This is a genomic window from Thalassobacillus sp. C254 (genome assembly GCF_001310615.1).
In genome coordinates this window covers 226,323-242,557 of the sequence record NZ_BAXQ01000002.1, presented here as the reverse complement: position 1 = coordinate 242,557, position 16,235 = coordinate 226,323, and the positions used below count along the sequence as shown (strand labels likewise).

Sequence of the window (16,235 nt, the reverse complement as noted above, 5' to 3'; positions counted from 1 at the left end):
TGTTTTCCAGCTTCATACCCTTCTAAAAACCTTTTTCTCTTGCTTCTTCATACGCAAGCTGAATACGCTGCTTAGAACTTTCTTCTTCCTGGCTTACCGCCATTTGTATTCTGTCAGCTTCATCGTAAGCCTGCCTGATCATTCGTTCTCTCTCTTTTAACGCTTCACTGATTATCTTTTCTTTTTCTTTCGCTGCTGCGGCTATCTCATCTTCTGGGGAATATTCTGATTGTGCCGGCCCGAATTCTTCCTTCCTCTCCCCTTGAGAAGAAGAAAGCTTCTTAATCGATATTTGCCTTGGCAAAGGTGTGTGACTGCCATGAGAAAAATCTGCTTTCCCTTTGATCACCCTAAACGACAATGTCATCTCCACCCCCTCGCGCAATGACAATCTCGCCGGCTTCTTCTAAGGTCCTTACTGAACCTACAATTCTACTTTGAGCTTCTTCAACGTCACGAAGTCTCACAGGTCCCATAAACTCCATTTCTTCTTTAAACGTTTCAGACATTCGTTGTGACATATTATTAAAGATGATGTCCTTCACTTCATCACTTGCCACCTTAAGAGCGAGTTGAAGATCATCATTTTCCACTTCCCTGATCACTCGCTGAATTGAGCGGTTATCGAGTGTAACAATATCTTCAAATACAAACATTCTTTTCTTGATCTCGTCTGCTAATTCCGGATCTTGAATTTCCAGGGATTCCAGTATGGTGCGTTCTGTGCTCCGGTCTACGCTATTTAACACTTCTACGACAGATTCCACCCCTCCGGCTTCCGTATAATCCTGCACCACTGTTGCAGAGAGTTTCTTTTCAAGTATGGATTCCACTTCATTCACAATTTCCGGTGAAGTGCTATCCATCAGAGCAATCCTTTTTGCAACATCAGCTTGAAGTTCCTCGGGAAGCTCCGATAAGATCTGGCCCGCTTGAACAGATTCCAAGTAAGAAAGAATTAAAGCAATGGTCTGCGGATGTTCGTTCTGGATAAAATTTAAAATCTGGGACGGGTCAGCCTTGCGGGCAAAATCAAATGGCCTGACTTGCAGGGTGGAGGTAAGACGCTCAATAACCTCCATCGCCTCATTTTCTCCAAGAGCTTTCTCCAAAACGCTTTTCGCGTAACCAATGCCTCCTTGGGAAATATAATCCTGTGCCATTACAATTTGATGAAATTCCTCAAGGACGGTGGCCTTTATTTCACTTTCCACTTTTCGCACGTTTGCTATTTCTAACGTTACCTTTTCAATCTCTTCTTCTGTTAATTGCTTATACACCTGAGCCGACACATCAGGACCCAATGAAATGAGAAGGATAGCAGCTTTTTGTTTTCCCGTTAACCCGCTTTTTTTCTTAATCATTTTCCACCCTCCTAATCATCTGAAAGCCAAGTGCGCAGTAATTTAGAAAATTCTTCCGGCCGCTCTTTAGCCATTCTTTCAAGCTGCTTTCTTTTTGCCTCTTCTTCTGTTTCTTCCGGCTCTGGCAAGTCTTCATATTCACTGGAAATTGTAGTTTCCATCAATTCTTCTTCCTCAATTACTTGTCTTCTGGATCGGAGGAGAAGAATAATAAGCAAAATGATGACTGCTATTAACACGCCGCCTGCAATATAAAGCCACACAGGAATGCCTGCACCTTGCTCAGGCTCCATTTCAACTTTTCCAATAAATGGCTGCGAGGAAACAAAGATCTTATCCTCGATATCCGCTTCAGTAAGATCAGCTGTATATTCCTGGTCTATGCTTGTTCTCACAATGGTTCCCAATATTTCCTGTATGTCGTTTATACGATCTGCCGGAAGAGTAGCCGGATCTTCAGGATCGGGAGGCTCAACCATAACCTGGACACCGATATCCCTGACTTTATAAGGCTTTCTACTATTTCCCGATGGATACGGTTCACTTCATTATTGATTCGATCTTCTATTCTTTCGTATTCACCCTCCCCTGCTCCAGCTTCTGCTGGAAAAGCAGGGATATCCTCTTCATCTGCACCAACAATACCGCCATCTGGAGCACCGTTTCCTTCATAGGTTTCTGTTATCCGTTCTACACTTACTGCAATACCTTCCATATTTTCTTCATCAACTGGCTCAACCAGAGACTCTTCTCGATTCTCTTGAGTAAAATCTATATCCGTTGTCACAGAAACGAGAACTTTATCCTGGCCCATCATCGTACCGAGCATTTGCTGCAGCTCTCTTTGAATATCTTGTTCAATTTCACGCTGAATGGAACGCTGCTGGTCAAATGCAGATAAAGTACTGTCTGTTTGATGGTCTTCGTAATAAAAATGTTCAAACATCTGGTTCATGATGACGATATTATCCACAGGAAGGCTTGGGACACTTTTTGAAACCAGGTGGTACAATGACCGAACTTGCTGCTGGTCGGGCTGATATCCCCCAGCAGTATGAAGAACGATCGAAGCCGAGGCTTCCCCAGGCTGATCCGATACCCATGTTGATTCTTCAGGAAGAGTGATCATTACATTCGCCTGATTCACCCCGTCAATTCCCCGAATTAAATTTGCAAGTTCTGTCTGCATGGCCGCTCTTTCCATCACTGAAAACTCGCTGTCTGTCATTCCAAAACCCATTCTGTCCTCGACAAATGAGTAATCGATGGAGCCGCTTTGAGGAATTCCTTCAGCTGCCAGTTCTACTTTCAGTGTATCGACTAACTCCTCTGGCACTTTTATCGTTGTCCCGTCATCTGACACTTGAGAAGAAATGCCTCGGGCATCGAGAGTTTCTTTAATCTGCCCTGTTTCCTGTACTGTTAGGTTTGAGTAAAGAGGTGTGTATGTAGACCGGGTGCTAAAGAGAATGGCCAGAACCATGAGGATAATTAAAAAAGAGAGAATCCCAATGAACGCTAATTTTTGTTGTTTAGTTCTTTGCTGCCAATATTCAATTGTTTTATTTTTATAAGTGAGAAATTTCTCGTTCATGCCGCCTCCAGCTCCCGCACCTTCAATAAATAAATTATTCTATTACACTTGCATTCTCATGACTTCCTGATAGGCTTCAATTACTTTGTTTCTAACCTCCACAGTGGCCTGTAAGGAAATGCTTGATTTCTGAGCAGCTATCATCACGTCATGTAAGTTTTCTGCTTTTCCTGCAGCCAGCTTTTCAGTCATTTTGTCAGATTCCTTCATGGTCTCATTGACCTGGCTTAATGCATGGGTAAAGGATTCCTTAAATGACTGATGAGCTTCAGCGGGCGTTTTTTTCGTTTGCATGTTATCAAGAGTTCTGCTGTCGCCGATTGAATACAGTTCCATCTCCGTTCCTCCTTGTTATCAGCCTCTTCCTATTTCAAGAGCTTTCAGCATCATATTTTTTGAACTGTTCATTACTGTGACATTTGCTTCATAGGAGCGAGTAGCTCCCATTATATTTACCATCTCTTTTAACGGATCCACATTTGGCATGGCAACGTATCCTTCTTCGTCAGCATCCGGGTGTTCAGGTTGATACACCTGTCGAAAAGGAGATTCATCTTCCACAATCTCAGTTACTTTCACCCCGCCGCCAGCCTGTTGATTGCTTTTAAGAGCTTGTTGAAATTGGGAAGCAAAATTACTGCTATTAGGTGCGAAAGCCACATTTTTTCTGCGGTATGGTTCCCATTCCCCATCTACAAAAGCGCCCCGGGTCGTCTCAGCATTAGCCATATTTGCAGAAGCTACATCCATTCGCAGACGCTGGGACGTAAGAGCCGATGCAGAAGAGTTTATTCCTTGAAACAGAGACATATTATCTCCCCCCTCGTATAGCGGTTTGAAGACTATTCAATTTTCCGTTCATTCGTTCTATTAATCCGTTATAATAAATCTGATTTTTGGATAATTCAGCCATTTCATAATCTATATCCACGTTATTAAGGTTGTGATTGAACGTAGTATGCTGGTTCACGGTGGTATAGACCCCTTTTTGAGACCCTCCAAAATCAAGATGGCGATCATCTGTTTTGTGAGATTGCAAATTTAGGTTTTGAAGTGATTCATTAAGGGTATGTTTAAAGTGTGTCTTTTTTGCTTTGTAACGAGGAGTGTCAATATTAGCTATATTGTCAGCAATGTTCTTTTGCTGCTTTGATGCTCCATGAAGCCCTTGGCCTAAAAGCTGAAAGGTGGAGTTATTAAAAATATCCATTACTTCCCCTCCGAATTATGTATGACATTTTTCCTATCAAAGATGATTTTTGGCGATATTTGTAAAAATAACAGGCAAAACGCAGGACCATAGGCTAAATTGTATTAAAATATGTGAGATATGTCTAACTTTCTTCTTAATATTTTCTATATCACTAGCAAAGACCCAACCTCATTGATCTATAAGATTCAGTACCTTTGACCTAATAATGTTCCATATTTTTGGTTATCCTCTGTTTTTTTCTTAATAGATAAGGAGCAATGTCCTTCTTTTTGGGCAATTGACCTTACGAAGAGCTGAAAACGCTTTCCTTTTTGATCTAAAAAAACCAGGGAGCACAATGCTCCCTGGTTTTTCAAGATACTATTTAGTCAGCTTGTTTTTAACTTCTCCAACTCCACTAAAAATTTATCGTTTAAGATCTTTATATACGTTCCTTTCATCTAGTGAGCGGGATTCAATAACTCCTGCACTTTCCAGCTTACGTAGTGCATTAACAATTACCGAGCGGGTAATCCCTACACGGTCTGCTATTTTACTCGCTACAAGGAGTCCTTCTTTTCCATCGAGCTCTTCAAAAATATGTTCAACAGCTTCCAGTTCACTATAAGACAGAGAGCTGATGGCCATTTGTACGACAGCCTTGCTTCGTGCTTCCTCTTCAATCTCCTGTGTTTTTTCATGGAGGATTTCCATACCAACTACAGTTGCACCGTACTCGGCAAGAATGAGATCGTCATCGTCAAATGAATCATTAAGACGGGCAAGCACTAAAGTTCCTAATCGCTGTCCTCCCCCAATGATCGGCACAATGGTGGTTAAACCTGAGCTGAAAAGGTCACGGTTCTCAATAGGGAATGCTGTATAATCACTATTTACATCCAGGTTAGGAGATGTTTCCTCAATCTTAAAAAGTCCGGTTGTGTACTCTTCTGGAAACTTCCGTTCTTCAAGCATCTGTTGCATGCGATCGTTCTCTATTTCCTGCTTCAACGAATAACCCAATAACTTTCCTCGACGGCTGACGACAAAGATATTGGCATCAATGACCTCACTCATTGTTTCAGCCATATCTTTAAAATTCACATGGTCTCCAGCTGTTTTTTGCAGCATATCATTAATCTTTCTTGATCTATTTAATAGATCCATACCATTTTCCTCCTGACATCCTATAAAATATATTGACTCATATCTCGATCTTTTGTGATGGAAGACAGCTTTTCCTCTACATACTCTGGTGTGATAGTGATTTTTTCTAAGGTGATATCAGGGGCTTCAAATGATAAATCCTCCAGCAAACGTTCCAGCAGCGTATGGAGCCGACGCGCCCCGATATTCTCCGTGTTTTGATTCACACTTTGTGCCATTTCAGCGATTTTACGTACAGCATCGTCAGAAAATTCCACATTTATACCTTCTGTTCCTAATAAAGCTTGATATTGTTTCAGAAGGGCATTTGTCGGTTCGGTTAGAATGCGCACGAAATCTTCAATTGTTAAGCTGGACAGCTCTACCCTGATTGGAAACCTCCCCTGCAGCTCAGGGATTAAATCAGACGGCTTTGCAATATGAAAAGCGCCAGCTGCCACAAATAACATATGGTCTGTTTTTACCGGGCCAAATTTTGTGCTTACCGTAGAACCTTCAACAACAGGAAGAATGTCTCTTTGCACCCCTTCTCGGGACACATCCGCATTTCCTCCTTGCTGCTTCGCTGCCACTTTATCAATTTCATCTATGAAAATGATACCCAGCTGTTCAGCCTTTGAAACAGCCTCTTGGGAAACCTCATCCATATCAATGAGCTTTTGAGCTTCGTCTTCAATGAGAAGCTTCCTGGCTTCCCTTACTGCAAGGCGGCGCTTTTTCTTTTTCTTTGGCATCATATTTCCAAGCATTTCTTGCATATTCATGCCCATCTGCTCCATGCCAGAGCCTTGAAACATATCCATAAAGGATTGTGTCTGCTCCTCTACCTCTACTGTGACAAGGTGATCCTCAAGCTCACCCATCGCCAGCTGGTGAGCAAGCTGTCTTCTCTTTTGTGAAACGGTTTGGTCTTCCTCTTCTGTTTCTTCTGACTGCTTCTCCTGTTGCTGAAAAATCATTTCAAAAGGATTGGAAAATTGCTGATTTTGTTTTTTGGCGGCAGGAGCCAAAAGTTTGACAAGCTTTTTGTTGGCCAGCTCTTCAGCCTGTTTTCTTACCTCCGACATCTTCTCCTCTTTCACAAGACGAGCAGCTGATTCCACCAAGTCCCTTACCATTGATTCGACATCACGTCCTACATAGCCAACTTCAGTAAATTTGGTCGCTTCGACTTTAATGAAAGGAGCTCCTACAAGTTTTGCCAGACGTCTTGCAATTTCTGTCTTTCCTACTCCTGTCGGACCAATCATTAAAATATTCTTAGGTGTGATATCATCTTTTAGACTCTCTTCTAGCTTACTGCGACGGTACCTGTTTCGTAAAGCAACAGCTACCGAACGTTTTGCGTCATTTTGACCAACAATGTATTGATCCAGCTTTTCAACAATCTGTCTTGGGCTTAATGGGGTTTCCAAACGGGTTCTCCCCTTTCATCAAAATTTGTTGAACATGAAGCATTCGGAGCCAAAGCCTTATATTTCCTCAACAACAAGCTGATCATTTGTAAACACGCAGATATCGCCAGCGGTTTTCAAGGATTCTTCAGCCATTTCCTTGGCACTCATATGAGTCGCATTTCTCTTTAGTGCTCTTCCAGCCGCCAAAGCAAAATTTCCTCCTGAGCCGATAGCTAATATCCCATCGTCTGGCTCAATCACCTCACCCGTGCCTGAAACTAAGAGAATGGTCTCTTTATCCATCACAATCAACATGGCCTCCAAACGCTTAATACCTTATCACTGCGCCATTCCTTAGCAAGCTCTACAGCGGCTCTTTTTAAATCACCGCTAAACTCCTGAAGCTTCACCTCAAACTTCTCAAACAGAGTGAACGCGTCTGCCACCGAACCGGCAAACCCGGCAAGTACTTTGCCATTGTAGATCTTTCTTACTTTTTTTGCTGTATGTTTCATCACCACCGACTGTCCAAAGGTTACCTGGCCATCTCCTGCCATCGCCCCTTTTCCATTATGGTGGACTGCAAATATGGTGGTCGCATGAAAGGATTGTTCCATGAATGACTCCCCCTTTGTTTAGGCACGCGGATGTGCCTGTTGGTAGACATTTTTTAACCGTTCTTTCGTTACATGGGTATACAGCTGGGTTGTTGATAGATTTTCATGTCCCAGAAGATCCTGTACGGCTCTGATATCCGCACCATTATCCAGTAAATGTGTAGCAAACGTATGCCTGAGAGAATGGGGAGAGGCATGAAGAGTTAACGAAACCTTTTTCATTCGTTTCGTAACCACATGGCGAATTCCTCTGTCTGTTATCGGAGTGCCGAGATGATTCAAAAATAGGTATTCTGAGTCTTTATGACTTGATTTCTTAAGTAAATGCAACCTTCCATTCTTTGTATACCGATCAATGGCATCAAGAGCAAACGATCCAATCGGGGTATATCGCTCCTTATTGCCTTTCCCTTTCACAAAAATGGTTCCTAAAGAAAAATCAATATGAGAAAGCTTTACATTGCAGCATTCGCTGACTCTTATTCCTGTGGCATATAGGATCTCAAACAATGCAAGGTCCCGCTGGTCGAGGGCTTTAGAAGCATCAAATGATTGAAAGAGTGCTTCTAACTCCTTGGCATATAAAAAATGAGGGAGCCTCAGCTCCTTTTTCGGAAGCGTGGTTAAAGCAAAGGGATTCTCAGTTATCAGCCTTCCCTCATTAGATATTTATAAAACGTCCGCAAGGCCGAAATTTTTCGGGAAAGCGAGGTGCGTTTGTACCCTTTATCGTATAAATGGGTAAAATACAAACGAACAAGGCGGTCATCGGCCTCTTTTGGGCTTGATACCGCCTCTGCATCCAAAAACTTTTCAAAATCAGACAGATCAAGGGAATATGCTTCCAACGTCATAGGAGAAGCATTTTTTTCGACCTGCATATATTTAAAAAAATTCTCTCCCAGAGCTTGAAAGGGCGCCTCTTTCATTACACCACCTCACAAAAGCTATTAAATTTTACCATACCTGTTTTTGGAGAGCAAGGAATATGTTTATCTTTTCACAAAATTCTGAATTGCTCCCAATGCTCGCTGAGCCAATTGTTCATTTCTTTCTTTTTTATTTTTTATTCTATTCTCAAGTGGCGGAAGAAGCCCAAAATTTGCATTCATTGGCTGAAAATTATCCGGGTTGGCTGTTGTAATGTAATTGGCCATGGCTCCTAAAATGGTTTCTTGTGGAAGTACAGCAAGCTCTTCTCCCTGGACGAAGCGGGCTGCATTGATTCCGGCGATCAATCCTGCAGCAGCTGATTCCACGTAACCCTCTACTCCAGTAATTTGTCCTGCAAAAAACAAATCCTCCCGCTCTTTGAACTGGTAGGTCGGCTTTAATACGTTTGGTGAGTTAATAAAGGTATTGCGATGCATCACGCCATATCTGACCACTTCGGCATTTTCCAATCCCGGGATTTTCTGATCACTTCTTTCTGGGGTCCCCACTTTAAGTGAGTTTGAAAGCCAACTATATTGTAAAGAGTGCCTGACTGATTATCCTGCCGTAACTGCACAACAGCGTATGGCCGCTTTCCTGTTTCAGGATGTTCAAGGCCGACGGGCTTCATCGGACCAAAAAGCATGGTCTTTTTTCCTCTTTTAGCCATGATCTCGATCGGCATGCAGCCCTCAAAGAAGATTTCTTTTTCAAATTCTTTCAATGGAACTGTTTCAGCTGAAGTTAACGCCTCATAAAACTCATCAAATTCTTCTTCTGTCATTGGACAGTTAATATAAGCAGCTTCTCCTTTATCATATCTTGATTTGAGATAAGCTTTATTCATATCTATGCTGTCCGTTTCAATAATGGGTGCTGCAGCATCATAGAAATAAAGGTATTCTTCACCTGTTAAATCCTTTATCGTCTGAGACAGGCCTTCTGTAGTCAATGGACCCGTTGCTATAATCGTCGGTCCTTCAGGAAGGCTGGTAATTTCTTCGTGAATGACTTCCACATTTGGATGCTCCTTCACCCGAGAAGTGACAAGCCCTGCAAATTCATGGCGGTCAACAGCTAAGGCTCCGCCGGCAGGTACAGAACAATCATCTGCAGAACGAATGATTACAGAATCCATTTCTCTCATTTCTTCTTTTAACACGCCTACTGCGTTTGTCAGACCGTTTGCTCTCAGGGAGTTGCTGCAGACAAGCTCGGCGAACTTATCCGTGTGGTGAGCGGGGTCTGTTTTACAGGCCTCATTTCATACAATTTTACTTGGATCCCTCTTTTGGCAAGCTGCCATGCAGCTTCACTTCCTGCCAGACCGGCTCCTATCACATTAACTGTCGTGTTCATCATTCTAAAACTCCATTCTATATACTTGCTTCTTATTTATTTTGCTGTGGCATCATTTTTCAACTTTATAAGCTATTCTAAAAGAACATAGGAAAGCCCCTTTTTTAGAAAAGGGGTTTCTCCTACTTACTATACCGATTTCATTTTTGTTTCACAAGAGATTAGTTCGGCTCTTCCTTGTAATCACATTCAGCGCATTGAACATGAACGCCCTTTTTCGTTTTCTTTTCCACAAGGAGCCCTTCACATTTCGGGCAGGGACGGGATATTGGTTTATCCCAGGAGACAAACTCGCATTCTGGATAGCGGTCACAACCATAAAACGTCCGGCGTTTTTTGCTTTTTCTTTCAACGATATTACCTTCTTTACAGCTTGGGCATTTGACGCCAATATCCTTTACGATCGCTTTCGTATTTCGACAATCAGGAAAATTAGAGCATGCCATAAATTTTCCGTAACGCCCCATTTTATAGACCATTTCGTGTCCGCACTTCTCACAGTCTTCTCCAGCCGGTTCATCTTTGATTTCAACTTCCTTCATTTCTTCTTCTGCAACGGTAAGCCGCTTTTCAAAGTCCTGGTAGAAGGTATCAATAATCCTGATCCAGTCTTCTCGTCCTTCTTCAATGAAGTCTAAGTCGTTTTCCATTTTTGCTGTAAATTCAACATCTAGAATTTCCGGAAAAAATTCAACAATTAATTCAAGAACGATCTCGCCAAGCTCTGTCGGAACAAATCTTTTATCCTCAAGAGCCACATATCCTCTTCTCTGGATCGTGTCAAGGGTTGGAGCATAGGTGGACGGCCGCCCGATTCCAAGCTCCTCCATTGTACGTACCAGTCTTGCTTCCGTATAGCGCGGAGGCGGCTGAGTAAAGTGCTGATTCGGTTCAAGCTCCTCTTTCTTCACCATTTCTCCTTCTTTTAAATCAGGGAGGAACTTATCTTCTTCCTTCTTTCCATCATCATTACCTTCAACATAAACTTTCATGAAGCCTGGAAATTTAACCTTTGATCCAGTGGCCCGAAAATCACACCCTCATTTGTAAGGTCTACTGTCATCGTATCCATCACAGCGGGAGCCATTTCGCTTGCAACGAGCCTTTCCCAGATTAACTTGTAGAGGCGGAACTGATCACGGCTCAAATACTGTTTGATTGTTTTGGGATCTTTCAGTACAGAGGTGGGACGTACAGCTTCGTGAGCGTCCTGTGACTTGTTGTCTTTCTTTTGTGATTTTTTACCTCCGCCGATGTACTCTTTGCCATACGTATCTTGAATGTATTGTTTTGTTTCCTCTTTCGCTGTATCAGAAATCCGGGTAGAGTCAGTTCTCATATAGGTAATTAACCCTATTGTCCCTTCTTTGCCAATATCGATTCCTTCATAAAGCTGCTGAGCAATCATCATTGTTTTCTTTGCCCTGAAATTCAGTTTTCTGGCAGCTTCCTGCTGAAGAGAAGAGGTTGTAAAAGGCAACACAGGATTTCTTCGGCGCTCTCGCTTTTTTACAGAATCAATAAGAAACTCCTCTCCCTTTAGTTTCTTTAACACATTCTGTACATCTTCTTCTGAGTTCAATTCGAGTTTTTTTCCATCCTGGCCGTAGAATTTAGCTTCAAATGATTCTTTTCCATAAAGAAAAGAGCCTTTAATACTCCAATATTCTTCCGGGACAAATTCTTTTATTTCTTTTTCACGCTCAATAATCATCTTGACTGCAATGGACTGAACTCTTCCGGCACTTAACCCCTTCTTTACTTTCTTCCATAAAAGAGGGCTGATGTTATAGCCGACAAGCCGGTCAAGAATTCTTCGTGCCTGCTGAGCGTCAACTAAATCCATGTTAATCGGGCGTGGATGCTTAAATGCATCCTTAATTGCAGCCTTGGTAATTTCGTTAAATACTACTCTGCAATCGGAATCTTCGTCGATATCCAGGCTATGAGCGAGGTGCCAGGCTATGGCTTCCCCTTCTCTGTCGGGGTCAGCTGCTAAATAAATCTTTTTAACTTTTTTAGCAGCGGTCTTTAATTCTTTTAAGACCGGGCCTTTTCCCCTTATGGTAATGTATTTTGGTTCGTACTGATTAGTTGTGTCTACTCCCATTTGACTTTTTGGTAGATCCCGGACGTGACCCATTGATGCTTTCACGATATATTTTTTCCCAAGATATTTACCTATCGTTTTTGCTTTAGCGGGAGATTCAACGATTACTAAATAATCTGCCATTTCTTTTGTGTTCTCCCCCTTTGGAGTTATAAATCTTCATTAGTATCAATCACCGCATTTGTCTTTGTCAAATTCTTATTTCATGTGTTCTGTTTATCCGATACTTATAATAAAATCTGAGTGCCACTATACTGGTCCCTGTCAGCCAGGCGCAAAGAGTGATAAATCACAATCATTTTTTCACAGTTTATGGTTTATGTCTACCCAAAAATTTCTTAAAGCATATTTTTCATTCCTTTCATTGCCAATTTTATTCCTTACTATTCTATTTTTTTCCTTTTAATTTGCTCTTTTTTCTTTTTATAAAAAGTGTTATTACACCTTTTTGATGGTTTTCGTTAATAGACGCTCGCTTCCACAAGTGCGACATCCATTCATATTTCACTCTTTCTCATTCAAGGTGTCCTCTTTGCCTCAGCAGTCCTTCAACTTACTCAGGAAAATCTTGCGGAACCTTTGGCTCATACTATTCCCGAAGGCGTCTCGCCCCTTTTATCCAGCATTATAAGGTTTTAGAAACATCAATATTCACTTTTTACCAGAGCTCTTACAAAAGATCATCCGGATGCAGTATCGGCCGAGCCCCGTCTTGAATTAATCTATTTGTGCCTGCGGACACATTGGAGTCGATTGGTCCTGGCAGGGCGTAAACATCCCTGCCTTGCTCAAGGGCCTGAGATGCAGTGATTAAGGAGCCGCTTTTGGCCCTGCTTCAATAACAAAAACAGCGTCAGACAATGCACTAATTATTCGGTTTCTCATTGGGAACTGCCATTTGGTGGAAGAGTATGAGGTGGATATTCGCTTACAAGTAAATGGGATTGGGAGATGATTCGGGAGAGGGCAAGATTTTCACGAGGATACATATAATTAAATCCACTTCCACAGACAGCAATCGTATACCCATGATGAGACATAGCAAGTTGGTGGGCTCTTGTATCCACACCTTTGGCAAGACCGGAAATGATAACAGTTCGTCTCTTAATAATCGGAGGGAGGAGCATTTGCATAGCCTGCAGACCGTATAAAGTAGGCTGTCTTGTCCCGACAACCGCTAAGAAAGAGGATTTCTTTAAAATATCTGTCTGTCCTTTGATGTAAAGCACCCAGGGAGGATCATGCATATGAAATAAACGCCGGGGATACATGGAATCAAAAGGTGTCATAATCATAATATTTCGATCCAAATAATACTGAACTGTTCTTTTTCCTTTTTCTTTTTGAAGGAAATGAATTAAGGAAGAAGCTTTTTTAAGTGGGATTGCCAATTCTTTTGACAAAGAAGCGGGGGATAAGACGAAAGGAAGAGAAAATGAGGGGTCAATTGTATAAATTTTTTTAAGTGTATTCCACCCTGCTCCTGTGGCTTCATGCAAAAGAAGCAGCCGGTTTTTGCGGTCTGTCATATTCAGCCTCCCTTATTGAGATTATACGAGTCAAGAAGTTTCATAGATTGAAAATAACAGGATTTTGTTTACATAATGTAATTATGGTTAATATGCATGATTTGAGGATTAATCTAAGGAGATAAAGGAAGAGAAAAGCCCCTTATAGAAAGGAGGCTTTTCTTGGTGTTATTCTGCTTTATGTGTAAGACACTTTTCATAAATATTGTTTTCTTTAAGTGAAGAAATAAGTGTCTCGCCGATTTCAGAAGGAGTTGGAGAAACGCTGACTCCGCAATTTTCCAATGTTGAGATCTTTTCGTCTGCGGTCCCTTTGCCGCCAGAGATGATCGCGCCGGCATGACCCATCCGCTTCCCTGGAGGTGCTGTACGGCCGCCGATAAATCCTACGACAGGCTTATTCATATTTTCCTTGATCCATTCTGCCGCTTCTTCTTCAGCGGTACCGCCAATTTCACCAATCATGATGACAGCATACGTATCTTCGTCATCATTAAAAGCTTTTAGTACATCTATAAAATCCGTTCCGTTTACGGGGTCACCGCCGATACCTACAGCTGTAGACTGGCCGATCCCATTTGTGGAAAGCTGGTGTACAGCTTCATACGTAAGGGTTCCGGAACGAGATACAACGCCCACATGTCCTTTTTTATGGATATATCCAGGCATGATACCGATTTTACATTCTTCCGGAGTGATAACACCTGGGCAGTTCGGGCCGACTAGACGAGTCTTTTTCCCTTCCATGAATCGTTTTACCTTAATCATGTCAATAACAGGGATACCTTCTGTAATGCAGATAGCAAGATCAAGTTCTGCATCTACTGCTTCCATAATTGCATCCGCTGCAAACGCTGGAGGTACATAAATAACAGTTGCGTTTGCCCCGGTTTTTTCACAGCTTCTTCCACTGTATCAAATACCGGAATTCCTTCTATTTCAGTGCCGCCTTTTCCAGGTGTAACACCACCAACAATCTGTGTACCATATTCTACGGCCTGCTGAGTGTGAAACAAACCAGTAGAACCAGTAATACCTTGTACGATGACCTTTGTATCTTTATTAATAAAGATGCTCATTGCTCTCAGTCCCGCCTTTCTATTTCACTAGAGATACGATTTTTTGTGCTCCGTCTGACATTGAATCTGCTGCTGTGATGTTAAGCCCAGACTCTTCAAGGATTTTCTTACCGCGATCTACATTTGTACCTTCAAGGCGCACGACGAGAGGGATCTCAAGGCCTACTTGTTTCGTTGCCTCAACTACACCTTCAGCAATGACGTCACATTTCATGATTCCGCCAAAAATATTTACGTAGATGCCTTTTACCTGTTCATCAGACAGGATGATTTTGAAAGCTTCTGTTACCTTTTCTGCTGTAGCACCGCCTCCAACATCAAGGAAGTTGGCCGGTTCGCCGCTAAAGTGCTTAATGATATCCATTGTTGCCATCGCAAGCCCTGCACCATTTACCATGCAGCCGATATTTCCATCAAGTGCAATATAGCTTAGGTCAAATTTAGAAGCTTCGATTTCTTTTGGATCCTCTTCATCAAGGTCGCGGAATTCTGTAATATCCTTTTGACGGTATAAGGCGTTGGAATCGAAATTCAATTTTGCATCAAGAGCCATAACGCTCCCGTCACCAGTTGTAACCAAAGGATTAATTTCTGCAATAGAGCAGTCCTTCTCACTAAAGACCTTATAAAGACCCATCATGAACTTAACAGCCTGCCCTACTAGTTTCTTAGGAATATTAATATTAAACGCCAGACGCGCGCCTGATAGCCTTGAAGGCCTACCGCAGGATCAATGTACTCTTTAAAGATTTTTTCAGGAGTAGCTTCAGCCACTTCCTCGATTTCCGTACCGCCTTCTTCCGAAGCCATCATAACGACACGGTCAGTTTCCCGGTCTACAACAAGACCTACATAGTATTCTTTTTGGATGTCGCATCCTTCTTCGATAAGTAAGCGTTTAACTTCTTTACCTTCCGGGCCTGTCTGGTGGGTGACTAAGGTTTTGCCAAGAATTTCATCGGCATATGTACGCACCTCATCAAGGTTCTTTGCCACCTTAACGCCGCCTGCTTTCCCGCGGCCACCCGCGTGAATTTGTGCTTTTACTACATTTACTTCTGAACCAAGCTCTTTTGCAGCCTCTACTGCTTCATCAACAGAGAAAGCAACTTTTCCATTCGGCACGGCTACGCCGTACTTTCTGAGGAGTTCTTTTCCTTGATACTCATGGATATTCATGTTCTCTCCATCCTCCTAACGATTCAGTACGAATTCATCGAACTGCTTGTCCTCATCCAAGGATCGGGTGGAACAATTGGCGGTGAGTCAGCCAATGTTTCTCACACATCTTTAATCGTATTAAAAAACTCAGGATTTTTCAACAATTCGTCACAAATTTATGAATATAATTTGTAAACGCTGACATATCTAGTGCCAAAAATGGGAAAAATATATAAATTTACCATTTTTTATGACCGATTTCTAAATCCAGCTGTACAAAATCAATTACACTTTAAACAACTGCAATACTCGTAGACTCTCTCAGAAAAACTCAAGGCGAAATAAGCTCCAGCTGAGATGTCCTTCATTGAGCTCTCTGCCCAAGAGGAAGCTGAAGCTTTTCCTGCGAATAGAAGATGCCATCAAGCAAAATGAAAGGCCTTGAATGAATGCTGTCCTTATTCCTTAAGGGGAAACCATGATCTCTGCTGAAAGGACCTCCTTTAGGAGACGCCCCTTTATTTTTCTTTCTTTTGTTCCTTTTCTTTGCTGCACTTCATGGTTTCTTTCATGTCTTTTGCTTTTGCATCCATTTCCTGTACTGAAGGAAAAACTCCAAATTCCTGGGCAAATTCTTCACTGAAACTTTTTACACATTGTTCTGCGCCTTCTACATCGAGCTTATTTTTTGTCATCGGGGCCACCTCTTTCACTTTTTACGTGTAGTATGACC

At 42.1% G+C, this 16,235-nt stretch carries 8 protein-coding genes and 9 pseudogenes; all 17 read right to left on the bottom strand.

The features are described 5' to 3' along the window. Positions 1-22 precede the first annotated feature (22 nt). The 17 genes and pseudogenes from JCM19033_RS03740 to JCM19033_RS23105 all read right to left on the bottom strand — a co-directional run bounded on the left by JCM19033_RS03740 (position 23) and on the right by JCM19033_RS23105 (position 16,197). Positions 23-367, bottom strand: coding sequence for a hypothetical protein (locus JCM19033_RS03740; protein ID WP_157049724.1), 345 nt, complete (start codon positions 365-367; stop codon positions 23-25). After that, positions 351-1,364 (bottom strand): flagellar motor switch protein FliG, encoded by a 1,014-nt coding sequence (gene fliG / locus JCM19033_RS03735; RefSeq protein ID WP_054635306.1) that lies wholly within the window; start codon positions 1,362-1,364, stop codon positions 351-353. The genes JCM19033_RS03740 and fliG overlap by 17 nt, the downstream gene beginning before the upstream one ends. Positions 1,365-1,375: 11 nt before the next feature. Continuing rightward, positions 1,376-2,958 (bottom strand): annotated as a pseudogene (gene fliF, locus JCM19033_RS03730) (flagellar basal-body MS-ring/collar protein FliF). Between the two features lie 42 nt (positions 2,959-3,000). Further along, complete coding sequence (gene fliE / locus JCM19033_RS03725) at positions 3,001-3,294, bottom strand: flagellar hook-basal body complex protein FliE (RefSeq protein WP_054635305.1); 294 nt, start codon at positions 3,292-3,294, stop codon at positions 3,001-3,003. A gap of 18 nt (positions 3,295-3,312) precedes the next feature. After that, positions 3,313-3,768 carry a flagellar basal body rod protein FlgC gene (gene flgC, locus JCM19033_RS03720; protein ID WP_054635304.1) on the bottom strand — a complete coding sequence of 152 codons (456 nt, stop codon included), beginning with the start codon at positions 3,766-3,768 and terminating at the stop codon, positions 3,313-3,315. A gap of 1 nt (position 3,769) precedes the next feature. Beyond that, a complete protein-coding gene (gene flgB / locus JCM19033_RS03715; RefSeq protein ID WP_054635303.1) occupies positions 3,770-4,168 on the bottom strand; it encodes a flagellar basal body rod protein FlgB in 399 nt (132 codons plus the stop codon). A 371-nt stretch (positions 4,169-4,539) separates the two neighbouring features. Beyond that, positions 4,540-5,317 (bottom strand): annotated as a pseudogene (codY, locus tag JCM19033_RS03710) (GTP-sensing pleiotropic transcriptional regulator CodY). 20 nt (positions 5,318-5,337) lie between these two features. Further along, on the bottom strand, positions 5,338-6,732 hold the full coding sequence (gene hslU, locus JCM19033_RS03705; RefSeq protein WP_054635302.1) for an HslU--HslV peptidase ATPase subunit: 1,395 nt from the start codon (positions 6,730-6,732) through the stop codon (positions 5,338-5,340). A 57-nt stretch (positions 6,733-6,789) separates the two neighbouring features. Next, a pseudogene (hslV, locus tag JCM19033_RS03700) lies at positions 6,790-7,331 on the bottom strand (ATP-dependent protease subunit HslV). An 18-nt stretch (positions 7,332-7,349) separates the two neighbouring features. Beyond that, positions 7,350-8,260, bottom strand: a pseudogene (gene xerC / locus JCM19033_RS03695) (tyrosine recombinase XerC). Positions 8,261-8,323: 63 nt separating this feature from the next. Beyond that, a pseudogene (gene trmFO / locus JCM19033_RS03690) lies at positions 8,324-9,459 on the bottom strand (FADH(2)-oxidizing methylenetetrahydrofolate--tRNA-(uracil(54)-C(5))-methyltransferase TrmFO). Continuing rightward, on the bottom strand, positions 9,456-9,626 hold the full coding sequence (locus JCM19033_RS24985; protein WP_269757947.1) for an FAD-dependent oxidoreductase: 171 nt from the start codon (positions 9,624-9,626) through the stop codon (positions 9,456-9,458). Before JCM19033_RS24985 ends, trmFO begins: the two are co-directional and overlap by 4 nt. Positions 9,627-9,784: 158 nt before the next feature. Beyond that, a pseudogene (gene topA / locus JCM19033_RS03685) lies at positions 9,785-11,856 on the bottom strand (type I DNA topoisomerase). A 547-nt stretch (positions 11,857-12,403) separates the two neighbouring features. After that, positions 12,404-12,980: pseudogene (gene dprA, locus JCM19033_RS03680) on the bottom strand (DNA-processing protein DprA). A gap of 450 nt (positions 12,981-13,430) precedes the next feature. Further along, positions 13,431-14,341 (bottom strand): annotated as a pseudogene (gene sucD / locus JCM19033_RS03675) (succinate--CoA ligase subunit alpha). A 19-nt stretch (positions 14,342-14,360) separates the two neighbouring features. Then, a pseudogene (gene sucC / locus JCM19033_RS03670) lies at positions 14,361-15,520 on the bottom strand (ADP-forming succinate--CoA ligase subunit beta). A 500-nt stretch (positions 15,521-16,020) separates the two neighbouring features. Then, positions 16,021-16,197, bottom strand: coding sequence for a hypothetical protein (locus tag JCM19033_RS23105; RefSeq protein WP_157049723.1), 177 nt, complete (start codon positions 16,195-16,197; stop codon positions 16,021-16,023). Between the last annotated feature and the right edge of the window lie 38 nt (positions 16,198-16,235).